The 17,743-nt window shown below is 64.2% G+C and carries 13 protein-coding genes; 8 read left to right on the plus strand and 5 right to left on the minus strand.

All coding sequences use genetic code 11. The annotated features are described in order from the left end of the window. Nucleotides 1-3: 3 nt before the first annotated feature. Complete coding sequence (locus tag ACTXGA_RS02820; protein WP_443391611.1) at nt 4-1,431, plus strand: aspartate kinase; 1,428 nt, start codon at nt 4-6, stop codon at nt 1,429-1,431. Between the two features lie 62 nt (nt 1,432-1,493). Here the strand turns inward: ACTXGA_RS02820 and ACTXGA_RS02825 are convergent, their stop codons facing one another. Beyond that, nucleotides 1,494-3,617 (minus strand): peroxidase family protein, encoded by a 2,124-nt coding sequence (locus tag ACTXGA_RS02825; RefSeq protein WP_443391612.1) that lies wholly within the window; start codon nt 3,615-3,617, stop codon nt 1,494-1,496. Nucleotides 3,618-3,712: 95 nt separating this feature from the next. Between ACTXGA_RS02825 and ACTXGA_RS02830 the strand changes: the two genes are divergently transcribed. Next, complete coding sequence (locus ACTXGA_RS02830) at nt 3,713-5,095, plus strand: c-type cytochrome (RefSeq protein ID WP_443391613.1); 1,383 nt, start codon at nt 3,713-3,715, stop codon at nt 5,093-5,095. Between the two features lie 86 nt (nt 5,096-5,181). Then, nucleotides 5,182-6,072 (plus strand): catalase family protein, encoded by an 891-nt coding sequence (locus ACTXGA_RS02835; protein ID WP_443391614.1) that lies wholly within the window; start codon nt 5,182-5,184, stop codon nt 6,070-6,072. Between the two features lie 6 nt (nt 6,073-6,078). Here ACTXGA_RS02835 and ACTXGA_RS02840 read toward each other — a convergent pair whose 3' ends face one another. Both ACTXGA_RS02840 and ACTXGA_RS02845 read right to left on the minus strand, forming a co-directional pair. Then, on the minus strand, nt 6,079-7,398 hold the full coding sequence (locus tag ACTXGA_RS02840) for an O-antigen ligase domain-containing protein (RefSeq protein WP_443391615.1): 1,320 nt from the start codon (nt 7,396-7,398) through the stop codon (nt 6,079-6,081). Then, the gene (locus ACTXGA_RS02845) at nt 7,395-8,849 is read right to left on the minus strand and encodes a GumC family protein (protein ID WP_443391616.1); all 1,455 of its coding nucleotides are present in this window, start codon (nt 8,847-8,849) and stop codon (nt 7,395-7,397) included. The genes ACTXGA_RS02840 and ACTXGA_RS02845 overlap by 4 nt, the downstream gene beginning before the upstream one ends. 195 nt (nt 8,850-9,044) lie before the next feature. On the opposite strand from ACTXGA_RS02845, the gene ACTXGA_RS02850 reads away from it, so the two are divergent. Beyond that, nucleotides 9,045-9,578, plus strand: a complete 534-nt coding sequence (locus ACTXGA_RS02850; protein WP_443391617.1) for a GNAT family N-acetyltransferase — start codon at nt 9,045-9,047, stop codon at nt 9,576-9,578. A 16-nt stretch (nt 9,579-9,594) separates the two neighbouring features. On the opposite strand, the gene ACTXGA_RS02855 is transcribed toward ACTXGA_RS02850, so the two are convergent. Further along, complete coding sequence (locus tag ACTXGA_RS02855; RefSeq protein WP_443391618.1) at nt 9,595-10,209, minus strand: response regulator transcription factor; 615 nt, start codon at nt 10,207-10,209, stop codon at nt 9,595-9,597. A 262-nt stretch (nt 10,210-10,471) separates the two neighbouring features. Between ACTXGA_RS02855 and ACTXGA_RS02860 the strand changes: the two genes are divergently transcribed. The 3 genes from ACTXGA_RS02860 (at nt 10,472) to ACTXGA_RS02870 (ending at nt 15,040) form a co-directional block, all read left to right on the plus strand. Next, nucleotides 10,472-11,839, plus strand: coding sequence for a WecB/TagA/CpsF family glycosyltransferase (locus tag ACTXGA_RS02860; RefSeq protein ID WP_443391619.1), 1,368 nt, complete (start codon nt 10,472-10,474; stop codon nt 11,837-11,839). A gap of 105 nt (nt 11,840-11,944) precedes the next feature. Beyond that, nucleotides 11,945-12,454, plus strand: a complete 510-nt coding sequence (locus tag ACTXGA_RS02865) for a putative pterin-binding protein (protein ID WP_443391620.1) — start codon at nt 11,945-11,947, stop codon at nt 12,452-12,454. Between the two features lie 30 nt (nt 12,455-12,484). Beyond that, nucleotides 12,485-15,040, plus strand: coding sequence for an ATP-binding protein (locus ACTXGA_RS02870; RefSeq protein WP_443391621.1), 2,556 nt, complete (start codon nt 12,485-12,487; stop codon nt 15,038-15,040). 20 nt (nt 15,041-15,060) lie between these two features. Here the strand turns inward: ACTXGA_RS02870 and ACTXGA_RS02875 are convergent, their stop codons facing one another. Beyond that, nucleotides 15,061-16,299, minus strand: coding sequence for a polysaccharide biosynthesis/export family protein (locus ACTXGA_RS02875; RefSeq protein WP_443391622.1), 1,239 nt, complete (start codon nt 16,297-16,299; stop codon nt 15,061-15,063). A gap of 213 nt (nt 16,300-16,512) precedes the next feature. On the opposite strand from ACTXGA_RS02875, the gene ACTXGA_RS02880 reads away from it, so the two are divergent. Beyond that, on the plus strand, nt 16,513-17,742 hold the full coding sequence (locus ACTXGA_RS02880; protein WP_443391623.1) for an oligosaccharide flippase family protein: 1,230 nt from the start codon (nt 16,513-16,515) through the stop codon (nt 17,740-17,742). Nucleotide 17,743 lies beyond the last annotated feature (1 nt).

Here is a 17,743-nt window from a genome sequence, read left to right on the forward strand (position 1 = left end):
AGAATGGCACATACAGTCGAAAAGATAGGCGGGACCTCCATGTCCCGCCTCAGGGAACTGCGCGACACGCTGTTCCTGAGAGACGGACAGCCGCAATACGGTCGGGTCTTTGTCGTCTCGGCCTTTGGCGGCATCACCAACCTGTTGCTGGAACACAAGAAGACCGGAGAGGCGGGTGTCTACGCCCGTTTCGCCAATGCCGATGACGATCACGGCTGGCACGAGGCATTGACCCGCGTCAGTCAGGCGATGATCGAGGCGCATGAGGCCGTGCTGGACAATCCCGGCGACGTGGCACAGGCGACCGCCTTCGTGCAGGAGCGCATCGAAGGAGCGCGCAACTGCCTGATCGACCTGCAGCGCCTGTGCTCTTACGGGCATTTCCGCCTGAACGCGCATCTGTTGCATATCCGCGAGCTGCTGTCAGGATTGGGCGAGGCGCATTCCGCCTATGTCGCCGTCCTGATGCTGCAACGCGCCGGGGTGAACGCCCGCCTCGTGGACCTCAGCGGCTGGCGCGACGATGGCGAGGTTTCCCTTGAGGAGCGTCTTGCGCGTGGCATGGACGGGATCGATACGGACAGCGAACTGCCCATCGTGACCGGCTATGCCCAGTGCCGAGAGGGGCTGATGCGCGAGTTCGACCGCGGCTATTCCGAGGTGACCTTCTCTCGTCTCGCCGCCCAGACCGGGGCCGCCGAGGCTATAATTCACAAGGAATTCCATCTGTCCTCCGCCGATCCCAAGCTGGTCGGCGCCGAGAACGTGCGCAAGCTGGGCCGGACCAATTATGACGTGGCCGACCAGATGGCGAACCTCGGGATGGAGGCAATCCACCCCTCGGCCGCCAAGTGCCTGCGCCGCGCCGGTGTGCCGCTGCGCGTGACCAATGCCTTTGATCCAGGCGATCCCGGCACCCTGATCGACGATCAACCGGCAGAAACGCCGGGCGTCGAAATCGTGACAGGGCTCGACGTGATCGCGCTGGAAATCTTTGAACAGGACATGGTTGGGGTCAAAGGCTACGACGCCTCGATCCTCGACGCTCTGACCCGTCACAACGTGCGTATCGTCTCCAAGGTCTCCAACGCCAACACGGTGACGCATTACGTCGATGCCTCGCTCAAGGCGCTGCGCCGGGTCGAGGCCGATCTGGCCGAGAAATACCCGCAGGCGGAAATCAATCTGCGCAAGCTGTCGCTGGTTTCTGTCGTGGGGCGTGACCTCAGCGGGCTGTCGACCCTGCAACGCGGGCTTTTGGCATTCGACCGGGCGGGCATCTATTCCGTCGGTGCCAGCCAGGGACCGCGCAACGTCGACACGCAGTTCATCCTCGAACGGGGTGACATGTCAAAGGCGATCAAGACCCTGCACGCCGCTTTCTTTGATGATGCGGAAATTGAGGGCTCGCCCGTCTCGCTGGTTGCCTGAGCAAGCGGAACCCTGACAGACAGCAGACGCGCCCCGTGACATCGCTCATCGGGGCGCGTTTTTTATTCGCCCTGCCACTCTGGCCGCGTCATGCCGATGAACCCAAGGTTTTCGGGGGTGTCCACGTTGCGCATGATAATGTCACGCAATGATCCGCAGGCCGCGATCTGTTCCCACCCATAGCGGGTAAAGGTGGGGTGATCGATCGTGGCGTCCTCGTCGAACCCGGGTGGCGGCTGAAAGATATGTTCGGACAACAGCGGATTGGGCAGCGCCTGCGAGAAGGCATCCAGCGCCACGAAAGACAGGATCGTTTGCGGCAACGGGGAACCGGGCACACGGTCCTCGCAGAAGATCCCGACAAAGAAATCCACATCGTCAACCTTGCCCTTGTAGGCCTTGTCCAATTGCCCGGCGACCTGCGGATCGGTGCTGATCTGATCGAAGGACCTGGCCGGATCACGACCAAGGTACTGCCGATAGGCGTTGTAGGACGCCAGTTCGCAGATGCGGCCCTGCCGGGTGCTGTCCCACTCGATATCCAGCAGGTGATCGTTTGTGTTGCGCGGGCCTAGGCGCGCGGCGCGCTGGTTGCTCATATCCTCGAACCCGCGTTTCAGGCCAGTGTCGATCAGGGGATGGTTGTTCATGAAGTAGGTGGGGCCGACCATGTGCTGCATCCCGCCCCATGTGATCTGATCGGGGATCAGTGCGTGCCAGCGATAGAGCAGGCTGAATTCCGTGGTGATCCAGTTCGGCTTGTTCCACGGCGCGTGCCAGCAGACAGACGGATCTGCCATCAGGTGCAGCGCGAAAGGGGCGATGTGGTTGATGTAATCCTCGACCACGATCTTGATGAATTGCACGACAACGATATTGCGCGCCGTCTCGAACACCCGGTCATCGTCCCAGTCCGGGTAACGCGCGCCGATCTCTCGGGCCAGCCGGTTGTGTTCGCGCAGGAAAAGGGTGTTCATCATCGACACCTGCGGAACCGAATTCACCCGGTCGCCGCCCACAGCGAATAGGTGGTTGCGCAGGTCGGTGGCAAAGGCGGCCACGGCGGGATTGTCCCCGGCGATCTTTTCCTCCAGCTCCAGCAGGCCCAGCGGCCGGTCCAGTACCTTGAACGGGTCTGCGATCTCTCCGTTCTCGATCAGGAAGGGCGGGAATTCCTCGCCATTGCGGATCTGGGACCGCAGGTGGCCGCGCCGGTCTGGGTCACGCAGCGCGCGTGTCTGTTCCGGTGTGCGGCCGTATAGCGGGCAGAGGTCGATCTCATGGTTCGAGTTGTTGCGCTTGCGGCGTTGTTCGTCCTTGACCCCGTCAAAGTCCTTTTCCGGGATCGTGCGCAGGAAGCCGTCCGTCAGGTATTGCGCGAAGGCCGGGAACAGGATGGTGGATTTCGGGCACAGGGCCTGCGTCCCGTCGGGCCGTTCGAACAGCGGTTTCAGCCCGTTCTCCCCCTCCCAGCCGGGCAGGGTGGCCGGGTCGATCCCCGACACGCCAAGATGCCGGCCCGCCCAAGTCTTGTCTGTCAGACTGCTCCATGAGGAATAGGGCGACATGGTCGAAAATGGATGCGGACGCGACCGCGCCTGCGTCACGATACGGTTGATCAACAGGCCGTTCAGCTTGCGGTGCAGAAACGGCACCGCCTCCACCATGCGCGCGACCCACGGACGCCGCAACTGACCAAGCGCCAGAACGGCGATGCGCCCCAACAGACGGCTGACCTGCCGCGACAGCCATGCGGAGCGTTTCATGCCCGGGTAGAAGGGCAGGAAGACGGCGGAAAACACGATATGCGGCAGGACATGGTGCTGCCAGATGTCCTCGAGGATGAAGATGAACCAATAGCCGACCAGAAAATTCAGCGCGGTAAAGATCCACCAGCCGATCCGCAGGTTGCGCCACATGAGTACGATGCCGAACACGCCGCCCATGAAAATCGGGCCCAGCATCCAGCGCTCCCAGTAATCGGGGACCTGACAGAGCGCGCCAAGGATCGGTGTGCCGGGAAACAGCGACACCCATTCGGTGTTGTAGCCAAACAGGTTCAAGAGGCCGCGATAGAACATCATCGCGCCGACCAGCAGGCAGGTGAGTTTCAGGAAGGTGTCACGCCAGACCGCCCAGTCGGGGCGAAATCCGGCGCCATCTGTTGCGGGGGAGGCCGTCGACATAAGGAGCCCCTTTTCCAATAAATCCTTCATTAATGCCGTCAACTGTGTCACCTTTGGGTGAGTAAGTCCATTTTTATTCACCCAAAAGATGCATCATGAAGAAGCTGCTTTTCCTTGTTTTCTTTGCCTTGCTGGGGGCAGCGCTGTTCCTTGAATACAAGCGGCTGACCATCAAACCCTGGCCCGCCACGAAATTCGACGACGTGGTGGAACATTTCAAATACGGCTCCATCGGGGCCGAGGTGGACGGCTTTCCCTTTCACATCTGGCGTGAACTGCCGACGCTCTTTGCCCAGGAGCTGCCAGAGGGCTATGCCGGTTTCGGCTTTATCAGCGAGGGCGGCGACCTGCCCATCGGTGTCTCTGTTCGGCGGGTGGGGGTAAAGCGCGTCGGCTTCAACTGCGCCACCTGCCATGTCTCGACCTATGTATTGGACGGGCAAGAGCAAATCGTCCTTGGCGCGCCCAACAACAAGCTGGATATCCAGTCCTACATCGACTTCCTGACCATGGCCGCTAGCGACCCGCGCCTGACGGCGGATGCGGTGATCGCCTCGGCCGAAGAGAACGGCAGACCGCTCGGCAGGTGGGACCGGTTCGTGCTGCGCCGCGTCGTCTTTCCGCGGTTGGAAACAGAAGTCGGCCTGCTGAAGGACAGCCTCGCATGGCTGGAGTACCGGCCAAGGCACGGTCCGGGGCGCACGGATGCCGGCAATTTCTGGCGGCAGCGCTGGGGTTTGAAACCGGCAGAGGATATGCGCGTCGGTACCGTGGATTTTCCCTCCGTCTGGAACCAGCAGATCCGGCTGGACGGCTGGTTCCACTGGGACGGCAACAACGCCTCGCTGCAGGAACGCAATATCTCGGCAGCGCTGGCGGGCGGCGCAAAGGAGTGGCTGGTGGAACACCATTCCATCAACCGCGTCTCTGACTGGCTGATGGACTTCCCGCCGCCGAAATGGCCGCAGCCGCTGGACCCTGCGCAGGTGGCCGAGGGGAGAGATGTCTATACCCGCGAAGGCTGTGACACCTGCCATGACGTGGGCGGGGCGAGCCTTGGACAGGTGACGTCCAAGGCGATCCTTGGCACCGATCCGCAGCGAACGGACCTGTTCGACGCGGAAATGGTCAGCTACTTCCTGCAGGTGGGAAAGGGCTATTCCTACCAGTTCAGCAACTACCGGGTGTCGGACGGCTATGCCAACATGCCGCTTGATGGCATCTGGATGCGCGCGCCTTACCTGCACAATGGATCGGTGCCGACGCTGGCGGACCTGCTGACCCCGCACGAGGCTCGGCCCGTCAGTTTTTTCCGTGGCTGCACCAATGTGGATGTGGAAAAGGTCGGTTTCACCTGCACCGAAGGGTTCGAATTCGACACCACCCTGATAGGCAACGGCAATGGTGGTCACCTCTGGGGCACGGATCTGCCGGAGGGAGAGAAAGCTGCGCTGTTGGCCTATCTCAAATCCCTGTGAACGGCGAACACATCCCTAGGGGTGAATGGCGTCACATCCGGCGGCTGATTGCGGAAAACCTCAGGACGCTGGGGCGCAATCCCCCGGTGATCAGACGCGGTCAACATGGCAAGCATCACGGATTGGTGCGGGCGCGGTTCATCGTACAGGAGGACGTGCCAGAGGAGCTGGCGCTGGGCGTGTTCCAGCCGGGGGCGCAGTATGACTGTCTGGTGCGGTTTTCCAACGGTGGGCAGGAGGATGACCGGGAACCGGATGTGCGCGGCATGGCGATCAAGCTGCTGGACGTTCCGGGGCAGAAACTCTTGCCGGGGTTCGGACATGTGCGGGAACAGGATTTCCTGCTGGTCGATCATCCCGCCTATTTCTGTGCCGACATGGCAGAGTACCTGCCGTTCAACCGCCACTTCACCCCGGTTCAGGCGCTGCGCGCCAACGGGCCCGGGCTGTGGCGGTCTCTGGCGGCGGGTTATGGTCTGGCGATGCTGCTGCTGTTTCACCGGCGGGTTTTGCGGGCGGCAAAGGCCTTTGCCGGGCGCAGGGTGGGCTCCGTTCTTGGCCTGACCTATCACAGCACGACGCCCTACGCGCTGGGCACCCACGCGGTGAAATACAAGGCGATCGGGGCAGGGGGCTCCGCGGGGGAGTTCACAACCGAGGACGGATTGCGCGCGGCGCTCTGGCAGGCGCTGGGCAAGGCTGAGGCGCGGTTTACCTTCGGCGTTGTCATTCAGCGGAACACGGTGCGTCACCCGGTCGAAGACGCCAGCGTCGATTGGGAAGCGGCGGGCGCAGAGTTCATCCCGCTGGCCGAACTAATCCTGCCACGGCAGGACAACACGCCCGAGCAGGACGCCCAAGCCGAATCCTCACGCTTTTCGCCGTGGATGAGCCTGCCTGAACATCGACCGCTGGGGGCGATCAACCGCGCGCGGCGGGACATTTACCGCGCCATGGCAGAGGCGCGGCAGCAGTAAACGTGCTCAGGCCGGTTGCGCGGCCATATCCATGCGCTGTTCGGCCCGCTTTGCTGCCTTTTCATCGGCCAGTTCGCGGGCATGGATGCCAAGGATCACCAGAGCGGGCCACAAGAGATAGACCTCGATCTCAAGGTTTTCGCCCATCGACAACAGCACGATCACCATCATGATCCCCAAGGGCAACCGCCCGCGCGGCCCCCGCGCCGAATCCCACAGCGCCAGACCGGTCTGCCATAACAACGGCACCAGCAGAGCAAAAAAGCCGGTCAGCCCCTTCACGAACAAGAGGCCGAACCACGTGTGATGGCTGCCGATGGGCATGTATTCCACCAGATGCGGACCGGGCTGCACAGTGCCATGGCCAAACCAGACCGCCTCGTTCTCCCAACGTTCCTGCGCGATGCGCTGCAGGGTTTCGCGCACCCGGGTGCTGTCTGCCCGCGCGCCCTTGAAGGCGGCAACAAAGGCCTCGATCTTTTCGCCCAGCCAGCCGCCGATCACCGACAGCGTTGCGGTGACCGAGGCCAGCACCATCCAAGCCCAGGCCTTGAGCACCAGCGGCATCATGCGCGGGCCGATGGTACAGGCGACCAGACCCACCAGCCCCATCCGCGACTTCGATGCCAGGATCATTAGCACTCCGGCACCGATCCCCGCCGCCATCCACTTGCGGTCCTTTTCTTCCAGCGCGAACAGCACCTGCACAACGCCCAAGAGCGCGGCAAAGGGCGACCACGGCGCATAGAACTGCCAGCGCGGCGTCCACGAGGCCGGATCGAAGGTAAAGAAATAAACCGAAAAATACTCTGGCCCCGGCCCGCCGATGGCCTTGAAAGGTGAGGTGAAGATCTTTTCCGGCATCCCGATATAGGGCGCGGCCAGCAGGACAGGCGCAAGGCAGAGCGTCCAGAACCCAAGGCGGCATTGCGCACGCACAAGGATCTCGCGTCGCACCGGCAGTACCGCGCCAATCAGCGGGAACATGAACAACAGCGCCCAGCCCTTGGCCCAGCCGATAGAGCTTTTGATGGTCTTCTTGGTCCCCAGCGCCCAGTCCATGTGCCCGGCCCAAAGCGCGAACAGCATCACCAGCATCCCGATGAACCAGCCCCAGACGACCGGGGGGATCGGGCCGGTGGCGCGCATGTCTTCGCGCACCGCCGGGCCAAGGTAGAGGATCAGCACCGCCAGCATCCCCAACGACCAGGCCAGAACCGGCCCCACCACGTAAAGCGCACCGATCAGGTAGAACGGCCACGTCCAGACGATGGTGCGGTAGAGCGTACGCTCGGCCGGGTTTGCAGGGGTGACGTCAAGGCTCATGCCTTGGCGTCCTTGCGCACCAGCAGCTTTTCGATCAGCGGTTTGCGCAGCCAGCCCAGCAGCAGGCTCATCAGGACCATGAAGGTGGCGGCAATCCCGGCGGCCACGGCCAGCTTGCGCTTGGGCGAAGTCGGCTCATCCGGCAGGGTCGGGTCCTCCAGCACCTGCACCAGCGGGTAAGAGGCATAGATGTCGGACTTGGACGATTCCGTGCGGGCGATGGCAGAGGCAAAGACCGCCTCAGCCACGCTGAAATCGCGCTGCATGTCCTCCAGCCGCGCGGCAGCCGGGGCCAGATCGTCCAGACGGGCGGTTTCGGCGCGCAGTTGCCCGGTCAGTTCGGCCAGTTGCATGGCGATGCCGTTGCGCTCTGATTCCTGCCGCACAAGGTCCGTCAGCAGATCGGTGCGACCGCCGTTGCTGGCCACCTCAAGGTCGATCCGGTTGGCGGTGATCCCGGCCACAAGCGCCGCGGCCTTGGCCTCGGCTGCGTCATGGGCGGCCTGCGCGCTTTGCACCTTGGGGTGGCGCGATCCATAGCGCGACCGCACATCAGCCAGATCGGCGGCGGCGGCGGACATGGTTTCCAAAAGCGCGACATAGCTGCTGTCCGCGTTCACGCGCAGGATCAGCGCGGCATGCTCGGCATCGGTGCCCAGCCGCGTTTCCAGCCGTTGCACCGCCCCTTCGGAGCGTTCCAGTTCCGTGGTCAGGCTGTCCACCTGCGCACGCAGGCTGTCCAGATCCTCGACCAGCCGGTCATACTGCGCGGCGGACCGCAGACCGGTTTCGCGCTGCAGGGTCGCGATGTCATCCCGCGTGCCCGCGACAGAGGCCTGATATTCGCGGATCGCGTCCAGCCCGCCATCTTCGCGGGTGGACATCTCATCGGCACGCAGCCGGTCGATTTCATCGAAAAAGGCGGCCAGCAGGGCGGCGTTGCGGCCCTGCGCGTCTTCGGGGCTGCCGCCGGTGATTTCCACATGGATAAAGGCGGTCTGGTCGACCAGCCGGATCTTGGGCTCGCCAAAGGCGTTGCGATGGATGCCGTGCCGCCCGGCGGCATCTTCCAGGATGCGGCCTGCGCCCAGCAGACGCTTGTAGGTCTCGGTCGGGCTGATCGAATTGGACGCAAAGGCCGAACTGGCAAAGGAAGAGGCCTGCCCGATGTCGTTGAGGTTGACAGAGGCAGACGCGCCGGAACCGGGCAGGATCAGCGACATGTGGCTGGAGAATTTCAGCGGCGCGGTCTTGAGATAGCCGGTGATCGGGGCCCAGATCGCCGCCGTGCTCAGCAGGAAGATCCCGGCGTAACGCGGCAACCGGCCCAGGTCCGCTGGACGACCGCCCAGAAACAGGCGCTTGATCGACAGCTGGCGCAGCGGCGTGCGGAACACGGAGAGGGCGGGTCCCTTGCGGGGCTGGTCGGTATAGGTGTCTTGCAGCGTCATGGGGAGGCTCCTTTGTCCGGTCTTCTACCCTTTGGTATCGTCGGCCGCTGCATCCCGGGCGGAGGGATCCGCAGGGCAGATGCCCCGCACCCTATCCGGGCGGATAGGGCAGGGCAGAGTCAGGCAATGATTGACCGGACAGCGGCGGGGTGGTCATCTGTTGGCCATGCCCTGACACAGACAGCGCCGGCGCCCATGACCATAGAAATCACCTTATGTGACCGCCTGCCGTCCCGGGACGATCTGAACGAGGTTCTGTCCGAGTACTATGACCTGATCGTGCGGCGGATGCGCGAGATGGGCGTGGATCTGGACCCTGCCGCCCCGCAAAGCGCCCTGCGCGAATTCTGGGATCATGCGGATGACTACCTGCCGCCACGGGGCTGTCTGGCGGTGGCGCGCACCCGGACGGGCAGGATTGTCGGCTGCGGCATGCTGAAATGCCTCGACGACCGGACGGGAGAGTTGAAACGGCTCTACGTTACCTCCAGCGCGCGCGGCACCGGGGCAGGGCGCAGGCTGGTCGAGGTGCGGGTCGAAGAGGCGCGGCGCATGGGGCTGCAGCGGCTGGTGGTGGATACGCTAACGCCCAACGTGGAGATGCGCAGCCTCTATCCCAAGCTGGGGTTCGTCGAGGTGGCAGAGCCGATCGAAACCACCACCTATATCGATCAGCCGATGCTGCGCCCGCACATGCATTTCTTTGTAAAGGACATCAGCAGCGGCTGACGCGATCACCCCGGCCTCAGAACAGGCCGGCCTCGCGCGCGGCCAGTGCCGCCTGGGTGCGGTTGTTGACGTCCAGCTTGCGGTAGAGCGTCTTCATGTGCAGCTTGATCGTCGGTTCCGTCAGGCCAAGGTCACGGGCGATTTCCTTGTTGGACTTGCCCTCGCTCAGTCCCTTGAGCACGTCCATCTCACGTGGGGTCAGGCGTTTGGCCAGCGGATGATTCTGTTCTTCCTCGGCGGCGGTCATGAAATCGATGGGAGCGTATTTTTCCCCCATGGCCATGAAACGCACCGCGTTGACCAGCGATTTGGCGGGCAGCGTCTTGGGGACGAACCCGGCCGCGCCCATGTCCAGCGCCTGTTCGGCGATCTCGCGCGTTGCCTCGCCGGAAATCAGTGCCACGCGCTGTCCGCCGTTCATGTCCAGCGCCTCGCGCAGGCTGTCCAGCCCGTTCATGCCCGGCATCTTGTAGTCCAGCAGGACAAGGTCATAGGCGTCATCGGCGCGGATGCGCTCGCAGGCCTCCGTATAGCTGGCGGCGGTGCCGATCTCGAACCCATCCGTCGCGCCCAGAAAGGCGACAAGCGTGTCGCGAAGAAGATCATGGTCATCGGCTATCAGTATTCGCATCTGGGGCACCTGTCTTGTCCTGCCAATCTACCTAGACCTGAATTGGGGCGCTGTTAAGCCAGCACAGGCGCTTTTGAGGGGGGAAAGTGGAGGGGAACCTATCCCTTGTGGGTAGGTCGGGACGCAAAGGGTGCGGTGCCCGTCCCGACGGGGAAAGGGCACCTGCCATAAGCGCCGTTAACCGTCCTTTGGCGGGAATTGAGCGAACGCGGCCTGTTGGGTGAGGAAGGGAACAACACGACACACCCTCGGAGTACCCGCCATGAAAGCCTATCCCGCAGCCGCCTTTACCCCCGCCGTTGACCTGCCCACACGTGAGATCATGGGCCTGCCGATCGTGGATGCCACATCGCAGCAAACGATCGAGGCCCTGCTGGATGGCACCGCACGCCGCATCTACTTCCTGAACGCCCATTGCGCCAACATGCGGGCCCGCGACCCGGAATATGCCGCCGCCCTGCAGCGCGCGGACGTGATCCTGCCGGACGGCATCGGTGTCGAACTGGCCGCCCGCATGCGGGGCGCGGGGTTGACCGAGAACCTCAATGGCACCGACCTGACGCCGAAATTGCTGCACGCCGCCGCGCGCCGTGGTCAATCCGTCTTTCTCTTCGGGGCCAAGCCGGGCACCGCTGATGCCGCCGCGCGCAAGCTGGCGCTCAGCATTCCCGGCCTGCGCATCGCCGGCACCCGTGACGGTTACGACGGCGCCGCCAACAGCGCCGAGGCGATTGCCGAGATCAACGCCTCGGGCGCCGACATTCTGCTGGTGGCGATGGGGGTGCCGCGTCAGGAGTTGTGGATCAACACCCATGCCGATGAGCTGAACCCGCGTCTTGTTCTTGGCGTCGGCGCCCTGTTCGATTTCCTGTCCGGTAACGTGCAGCGCGCGCCTCAACCCGTGCGCAAGGCCGGGATGGAGTGGGCCTGGCGGCTGGCAATGGAGCCGCGCCGCATGGCGAACCGCTACCTTGTCGGCAACTTCACGTTCATGGCACGCGCCGCGGTCCATGCCATTGGCCAGACCCCGCGCGAGGCGATCATCAAGCGCGCCTTCGACGCCGTCGCCAGCGCCGCGCTGATCCTGGCCGCATCGCCGCTGCTGTTGCTGGTGGCGCTGATGATCCGGCTGGAAAGCCGTGGCCCGGTTTTCTTCAAGCAGGTGCGCGTCGGCGAAAACGGCCGCGAATTCACCATGTACAAGTTCCGCTCGATGCACACCGACGCAGAGGCCCGCCTGGCCGGGATCCGCGCCCAGTCCGACCGCGACGGCATCTGTTTCAAGTCGCGCCATGATCCGCGCGTGACCCGGATCGGCCGACTGCTGCGCCGCTACTCCATCGATGAACTGCCGCAGATCCTGAACGTGCTCAAGGGCAACATGTCCCTGGTCGGCCCGCGCCCCGCGCTGCCGCGCGAAGTGGCCGCCTATCCGACCCACGCGCATGAGCGTCTGGCCGCCAAGCCCGGCATCACCGGCCTGTGGCAGGTTTCGGGCCGCGCTGACATCGGTTTCGACAAGATGATCGATATGGATGTGGCGTATGTCCGCTCGCGCAGCTTCGTTCTGGACCTTTTGTTGCTGGCGATGACCGCGCGTGCCGTGGTATCCGGTCGCGGGGCGTATTGAGGGAAAAGCGAAAACCTATCCGTATGGATAGGCTCCTATCCGGACGCCCTAATTGTGCGGCAAGAAATATGTGGCAAAAAAGCCGTGGCAGAGAGGGTTGTGATTATGAGCAAGTTTGAATTCCTTGGGGCAGCTGTAGTGGCCTGCGTGGTGTCCTCCGGCGCGTGGGCGGAGGATCTGCCTCAGCCCGAAGGGACGGTGCTGCTGACGATCAGCGGTGAGATCACGCGCACCAACATGGACGGGAAGGCGCAGTTCGATCTGGACATGCTGCGCGACGTCGATGCAACGCAGTTTGAAACAGACACGATCTGGACGGCCGGCACGGTGACATTCACCGGCGTTCAACTGGACAAGCTTCTTGAATACGTCGGAGCCGAGGGCACAGAGATCGAGATGATCGCCCTGAATGATTACGCCGTTTCCGTTCCCAGCGATGACGCCGTCGATGGCGGTCCGATCATCGCCTATGAAATGAATGGCAAGACTATGTCGCGGCGCGACAAGGGGCCGCTCTGGCTGGTCTATCCCTATGCCTCGTCCAGCGCCTACCGGACAGAGGTGATCTATGCGCGCAGCATCTGGCAGCTGGATCGCATGAACGTCCGCCCATAAGGGCGTGGCACGGCACGGAGCACCCGGCTCATGACGTTTCTGGACAGGGTCCGGCGGCATTCGCGTGCCGCCTTTCTTGGCGCTGCCGCGGTCTGCCTTCTGGCGATCGTTTCGCTAGCGCTGGAAATCGTCCGTGACCTGCGTTTGCTGAAATCTGCGGATTCGGACAATGTTCAGTGGACCCTGTCGCAGGCTGAGGTCGAATTCCTCGAAATGCAGCACGCGCTGGACCGGGCGCGGATCGAACGGGCCTCGGGGGCCGCGCTCGAACAGTTGGTCGTCGAATTCGACATCTTCTATTCCCGCATCGCGACCCTGAGCGAAGGCAATCTCTATGGTCCGCTGCGCGGCACCCCGGATTTTGGCGCCCCGCTGGAACGCATCCAGGCCGCGCTGACAAAATCGGTCGACCTGATCGACGCCCCCCGAGAGGAGCTCGCGTCCAAGCTGGATCAGCTTCAATCGGAATTCGATTTTGTCCGCCCCGACGTGCGGGCGCTGTCGACCGCTGGCCTCCTGATCTTTGCCCGCCAGTCCGATGCGCAGCGCACCAATGTTGCTTTCACGCTGACCCGCGTGGCCATTCTGACCGCGCTTCTCATTCTGGCGCTGGCCTATCTCTTGCGTCACGCCCGCGTGGCGAGCCGCCAGACCGAACGGCGCGGCAAGGAACTCGCCGCCGCCTATTCGCGCCTCAACACGATCCTCGAAACCTCTCTGGACGCGGTGATCGTGTCCGGGATGGATGGCCGGATCCAGCAATTCAACCGCTCTGCCGAGCGCATCTTTCAGTATGACGAACAAGAAGTGGTCGGCCGCGACATCGGCGAGGTCATCGTCCCGGACCACCTGCGCGCGGCGCATACCGCGGGCATGAAGCGGCTCAAGGAAACGGGATCCCGGCGGGTGGTTGGCCACGGGCGTGTGCGTCTTGAGGCGATGCGCCGTTCGGGAGAGGTGTTCCCGGTCGAACTGGCGCTGGAATCGGCGCACACCGGGGCCGAGGAAATCGTCATCGGCTTTTTGCGGGATATCTCGCACCGCGTCGCGTCGGAAAACGAACTGGTCGACGCTCGCGACCGCGCGCTGGCGGGCGAAAAGGCCAAGGCCGATTTCCTTGCCATGATGACGCATGAGATCCGCACGCCGCTGAACGGGGTACTGGGCAACCTTGCGCTTCTGGACGAAGAAAAGCTGACGCCACAGCAGACACGCTATGTCCACAATATGTCGATCTCGGGCAAGCTGCTGATGAGCCATGTGGACGCGGTTCTGGACGTGGCGCGGTTCGAATCCGGGGCCTCGGTGTCCGAAATCGAAACCGTGCACCTGGGGCGGATGCTGCAGGATATCATCGACAGCCAGTCCAGCGCGGCATCGGCCAATGGCAATGTGCTCGAATGGGGCTGGTCCGGAGCGCCGCTGAAATGGGTCGAACTGGACCAGTCGCGCCTTCAGCAATCGATCCTGAACCTTTTGGGCAACGCGATAAAGTTCACCCGGCAGGGCAAGGTTTCGATCGAGGTCGAACAGGTCGACGGACCGGAACGGGCCGACGACGCGGCGCGCTGGCTGGAAATCCGGATCATCGACACCGGGGTCGGCATATCCGAAGCGGACCTCGAACGTGTTTTCGAGGATTTCCACACAGGCCAGTCGCCCCTGTCGCACAGCGTTGCGGGTACCGGCCTTGGACTGGGCATCGCCCGGCGGTTCGTGGACGCCATGGGCGGTGACATCGGCGCAGAAAGCACCCTGGGCGAGGGCAGCGTCTTTTGGCTGAGGGTCCCGGTCCTGCCGGTCGAGGCACCGGCAGAACTGGCCCCGACACCGGAAAAATCGCATCAGGTCCGCACCTGCGACGTGCTGCTGGTCGAGGACAACGAGATCAACCTGCAACTGGCCTGCGACATGCTGGAAAAGCTGGGGCATCAGGTCACGACAGCCCGGAACGGTCAGGAAGGCGTGGATGCGGCGGCGCAGCGCCGGTTCGATTTCATTCTGATGGATATCCGGATGCCGGTCATGGACGGGTTGACCGCAACGAAAAAGATCCGCGAAGGGCAGGGGCCGTGCCGCGACGTGCCGATCATTGCCTTCTCGGCCAATGTCCTGCCCGAAGCCAAGGACCGCTTCATCGCGGGCGGCATGACGGATTTCCTGGGCAAGCCGTTGATGAAGGCGGAACTGGCGCAACTGATCGTCAAGATCGACCCGGCCGCCGCGCCGGAAGAACGGCCTCAGCCCGTGTCAGAAACCAGCACCGGCGCCGCTGCCGCGCCGGAACAGGCACCGCAGCCGGAGCCCGAACCTGATGATCCGATGGCCCGCCTGATGGCGCGCTACAAGGATGAGACAAAGGAGCTGTTCGACTGGTTGGCGACCGGGCCGAATGACTGGATCGCAATCGCCGACCGGGCACATCAGATCGCGGGCAGCGCGGCGGCCTTTGGCCAGCCGGACCTGCGCATGGCGCTTTTGATGGTCGAAAAGGCCGCCGAGGAAGAAGACACCGAAGCACTGTCCGAGGCGGTCGTAAACGCCCGCAAGGCCTGGACCGACGCGCCGGAGCCCGCGCTGGCCTGATCTGATCGGGGTGCTGTGCCTCAGCGCGCCAGCGTCGCGATCGCGCCCACCGCGCCAAGCACCCGCGCCACCTCGACCACGTTGGTGACCGAACTGTCGTAACAGGCGATGGAATCGCCCGGCAGCAGGTAGGGGTCATAGTCGTCGCGGTCGGCCCGGCGCAGCTGATCCTCGATCCGCCGTTCTATCACGATTGAGACGCCGGTCATCGGGTCGCGTGTGAACAGCAGGGCAGACCGATGCGCGCTGGACGCCCGCGCGCCGCCGACACAGTTGGTGTCCACCACTGCCTGCATGAACCGCGTGCCATAGGGCACCTCGCGCACGTCGCGCCCGACGGCCGAGGGGGCATTGCCGGTGGCGGGCTGGGTCAGGTTGGACAGGAACAGGCTGACCCCTGGCGGGCTGACGGGGGAGGGGCGCATCAGGTCATCCTGAAAACACAGGCGCGAGGGCACCTCGATCTCATCCCCGGCGATCAGCATGACGTCGACCGCATGTTTGCCGCGGAACACGCCGCGCATGTCGATGCGGTAGCTGTGTCCGCCCCGGTGCAGGGTGACAGCGGACAGATCCGCATCCGGCCGCACGCCGCCCACCGCGCGCAACGCGCCGGACAGGTTGCGCGATTCCGTCGAGGACCCCAGCGCCGCCTGACGCATCGTGTCGATCTGCGCCCCGGGGTTGGGGCCGATTTCCACCGAATGCGGCTCGAACACCGCGCCGGAGACGGCGATATTGACGCTGGAGAAATCCGCCACCCGGACCGAAATGCGCGGCGCCTCTTCGTACAGACCGTCATTGATCAGCGCCCGCACGATGTCACGCTCGACGTCGCCGGTCGTCCGCCCCTGCGCCCGGATCGGCGGCAGGAAGGGCAGTTTCACTAGGCCGTCGCGCCCGACGACATAAGAGCCGGTAAAGGTGTCATCCTCGGCCAGCCGGATATCCAGCAGGTCGTTGCGTGACAGCCGTTCGCCCAGCAACGCGGCGGACAGCACGGCGGCTCCCTTGCCGCCTTCCCATTTCGCAGCGCCAAGCGCGGGGCGGCAGCGTTCCGCGTTCATCCGGGCAGAGATCAGCGCGACATCGGCCTGCGCCCGCGACGGCGGATCGCGGTACTGCGCCTGATAGGCGCGGCCCTCGGCCACCGGCGGGATGTTGTCGGGGCCCTTGATCGGCCCGCAACTGGCCAGCAGCGCAAGGGCGATACCCGCACCTGTCGTCCGGGCCCGTCTTTGCGCGCGTGAATCGCTCATGGTCACCTTGCCCTTTTTTACTAGCGACAATTACCGGCTTTCGTCGCGACGTCCACCGTACCCAGACAGTCCGTTCCAAGGCGTGGCCAGATCGCCAACCTATCCTTTCGGATTGGGTGCGCCCCAATCGCGCCGCATCCCCGTCCCGCCGCGCGCAGGACAGGCGGCATGGCCTGCCGTAAACCTTCTTCAACAAAATCGGAGACCTCGTCCTTGCAACGCACCCAAAAATCCTTTGTCGGCCACCTGTTGGCCTACGGCGCCTCCGAGGCCGCGACCAAGGCTTCGCGGCTGTTCGTGGTCATCGCCGTGGCGCGGGTACTGGACCCGGCGCAGATCGGCCTTGCGGCTGCGGCGCTTGCGGTGGGTGATATCCTGAAGTCGCTGACTGAAAACGGCGTGGTGCAGCGCATCATCGCCGCCCGTGAAGAGGACCTCGACGCCACCTGCAACACCGCCCATCGCCTGTTCTGGGCCTGGTGCCTTGGCCTGTTTGTGCTGCAGGCCGGTGCGGCGGGCATCGCCTACGCGATGGGTGGCCACTGGATCATCAGCGCGCTGATCCTGCTGCTCGCCGGTGAATACCTCTTCATGCCCGCCGGGCTGGTGCAGGTCGCGCTGGCGATGCGGGTGGGCAAGATGCGCCAGACGGCGGCCATCGCCGGTACGCAGGCCGTTTCCGCCAACTTCCTGTCTGTCGGCCTTGCGTTGGTCTGGCCCGGCGCGCTGGTGCTGGTGCTGCCGCGCCTGCTGACCGCGCCGATCTGGCTGCTGGCGGTGCGCCGCCTGCATCCCTGGACCCGCAACGCCGCTGCGGGGTTCGCCCCGCTGCGTCCCTTCATCAGCTTCGGCTGGGCCGTTCTGGGCGTCGAGATCGTCAAGGCGCTGCGCCTGCAGGCGGACAAGCTGCTGGTCGGCCTTCTGCTGGGGCCGCAGGCGCTGGGTCTTTACTTCATGGCCTTCAACGCCGGTCTCAGCCTCGCCACCTCTTTCTCGACCGCTTTCGGCGCCGTGCTCTTCCCGCACCTCGCCACCGCCTCGGACCGCGCCGCCGCGCTGCGCCAGGGAATGCTGCTGTCGGTCGGCATGGTTGCCCCGGTCGTCCTGCTGCAGGCGGCGCTGGCGCCCTGGTACGTGCCGCTGCTGCTGGGCCAGAAATGGGCCGACCTGAGCGGTGTCGTCGGCATCCTGTGCCTCGCGGCGATCCCCACCATGCTCTGGACCGGCGCCGCTGGCTGGATGCGGGCAGAGGGCCGCCCGCGGCAGGAACTGATGGGCACCGCGCTCATCACCCTTGCCCTGATGATCAACACCGTCGTGCTGGCGCCGCAGGGCCTGATGGCCTTGGCCTGGGGCTACCTGCTGACCGCTTCGGTCACAATGGTCGGCCTTTCGCTGCCCGCCCTTGGCACCGCCTTCACCCCCGCCTTGCAGAAAGCCTGAC

This window comes from Antarctobacter jejuensis, from assembly GCF_052266595.1.
Taxonomy (GTDB): Bacteria; Pseudomonadota; Alphaproteobacteria; order Rhodobacterales; family Rhodobacteraceae; genus Antarctobacter; species Antarctobacter jejuensis.

What these genes read in the sequence shown, in the direction of transcription:
- ACTXGA_RS02845 (WP_443391616.1), bottom strand. Translation starts at nt 8,849, where the DNA reads ATGACGCTGCAAGACACCTATACCGACCAGCCCCGCAAGGGACCCGCC.
- ACTXGA_RS02855 (WP_443391618.1), bottom strand. Translation starts at nt 10,209, where the DNA reads ATGCGAATACTGATAGCCGATGACCATGATCTTCTTCGCGACACGCTT.
- ACTXGA_RS02865 (WP_443391620.1), top strand. Translation starts at nt 11,945, where the DNA reads ATGAGCAAGTTTGAATTCCTTGGGGCAGCTGTAGTGGCCTGCGTGGTG.
- ACTXGA_RS02825 (WP_443391612.1), bottom strand. Translation starts at nt 3,617, where the DNA reads ATGTCGACGGCCTCCCCCGCAACAGATGGCGCCGGATTTCGCCCCGAC.
- ACTXGA_RS02870 (WP_443391621.1), top strand. Translation starts at nt 12,485, where the DNA reads ATGACGTTTCTGGACAGGGTCCGGCGGCATTCGCGTGCCGCCTTTCTT.
- ACTXGA_RS02850 (WP_443391617.1), top strand. Translation starts at nt 9,045, where the DNA reads ATGACCATAGAAATCACCTTATGTGACCGCCTGCCGTCCCGGGACGAT.
- ACTXGA_RS02875 (WP_443391622.1), bottom strand. Translation starts at nt 16,299, where the DNA reads ATGAGCGATTCACGCGCGCAAAGACGGGCCCGGACGACAGGTGCGGGT.
- ACTXGA_RS02860 (WP_443391619.1), top strand. Translation starts at nt 10,472, where the DNA reads ATGAAAGCCTATCCCGCAGCCGCCTTTACCCCCGCCGTTGACCTGCCC.
- ACTXGA_RS02820 (WP_443391611.1), top strand. Translation starts at nt 4, where the DNA reads ATGGCACATACAGTCGAAAAGATAGGCGGGACCTCCATGTCCCGCCTC.
- ACTXGA_RS02830 (WP_443391613.1), top strand. Translation starts at nt 3,713, where the DNA reads ATGAAGAAGCTGCTTTTCCTTGTTTTCTTTGCCTTGCTGGGGGCAGCG.
- ACTXGA_RS02840 (WP_443391615.1), bottom strand. Translation starts at nt 7,398, where the DNA reads ATGAGCCTTGACGTCACCCCTGCAAACCCGGCCGAGCGTACGCTCTAC.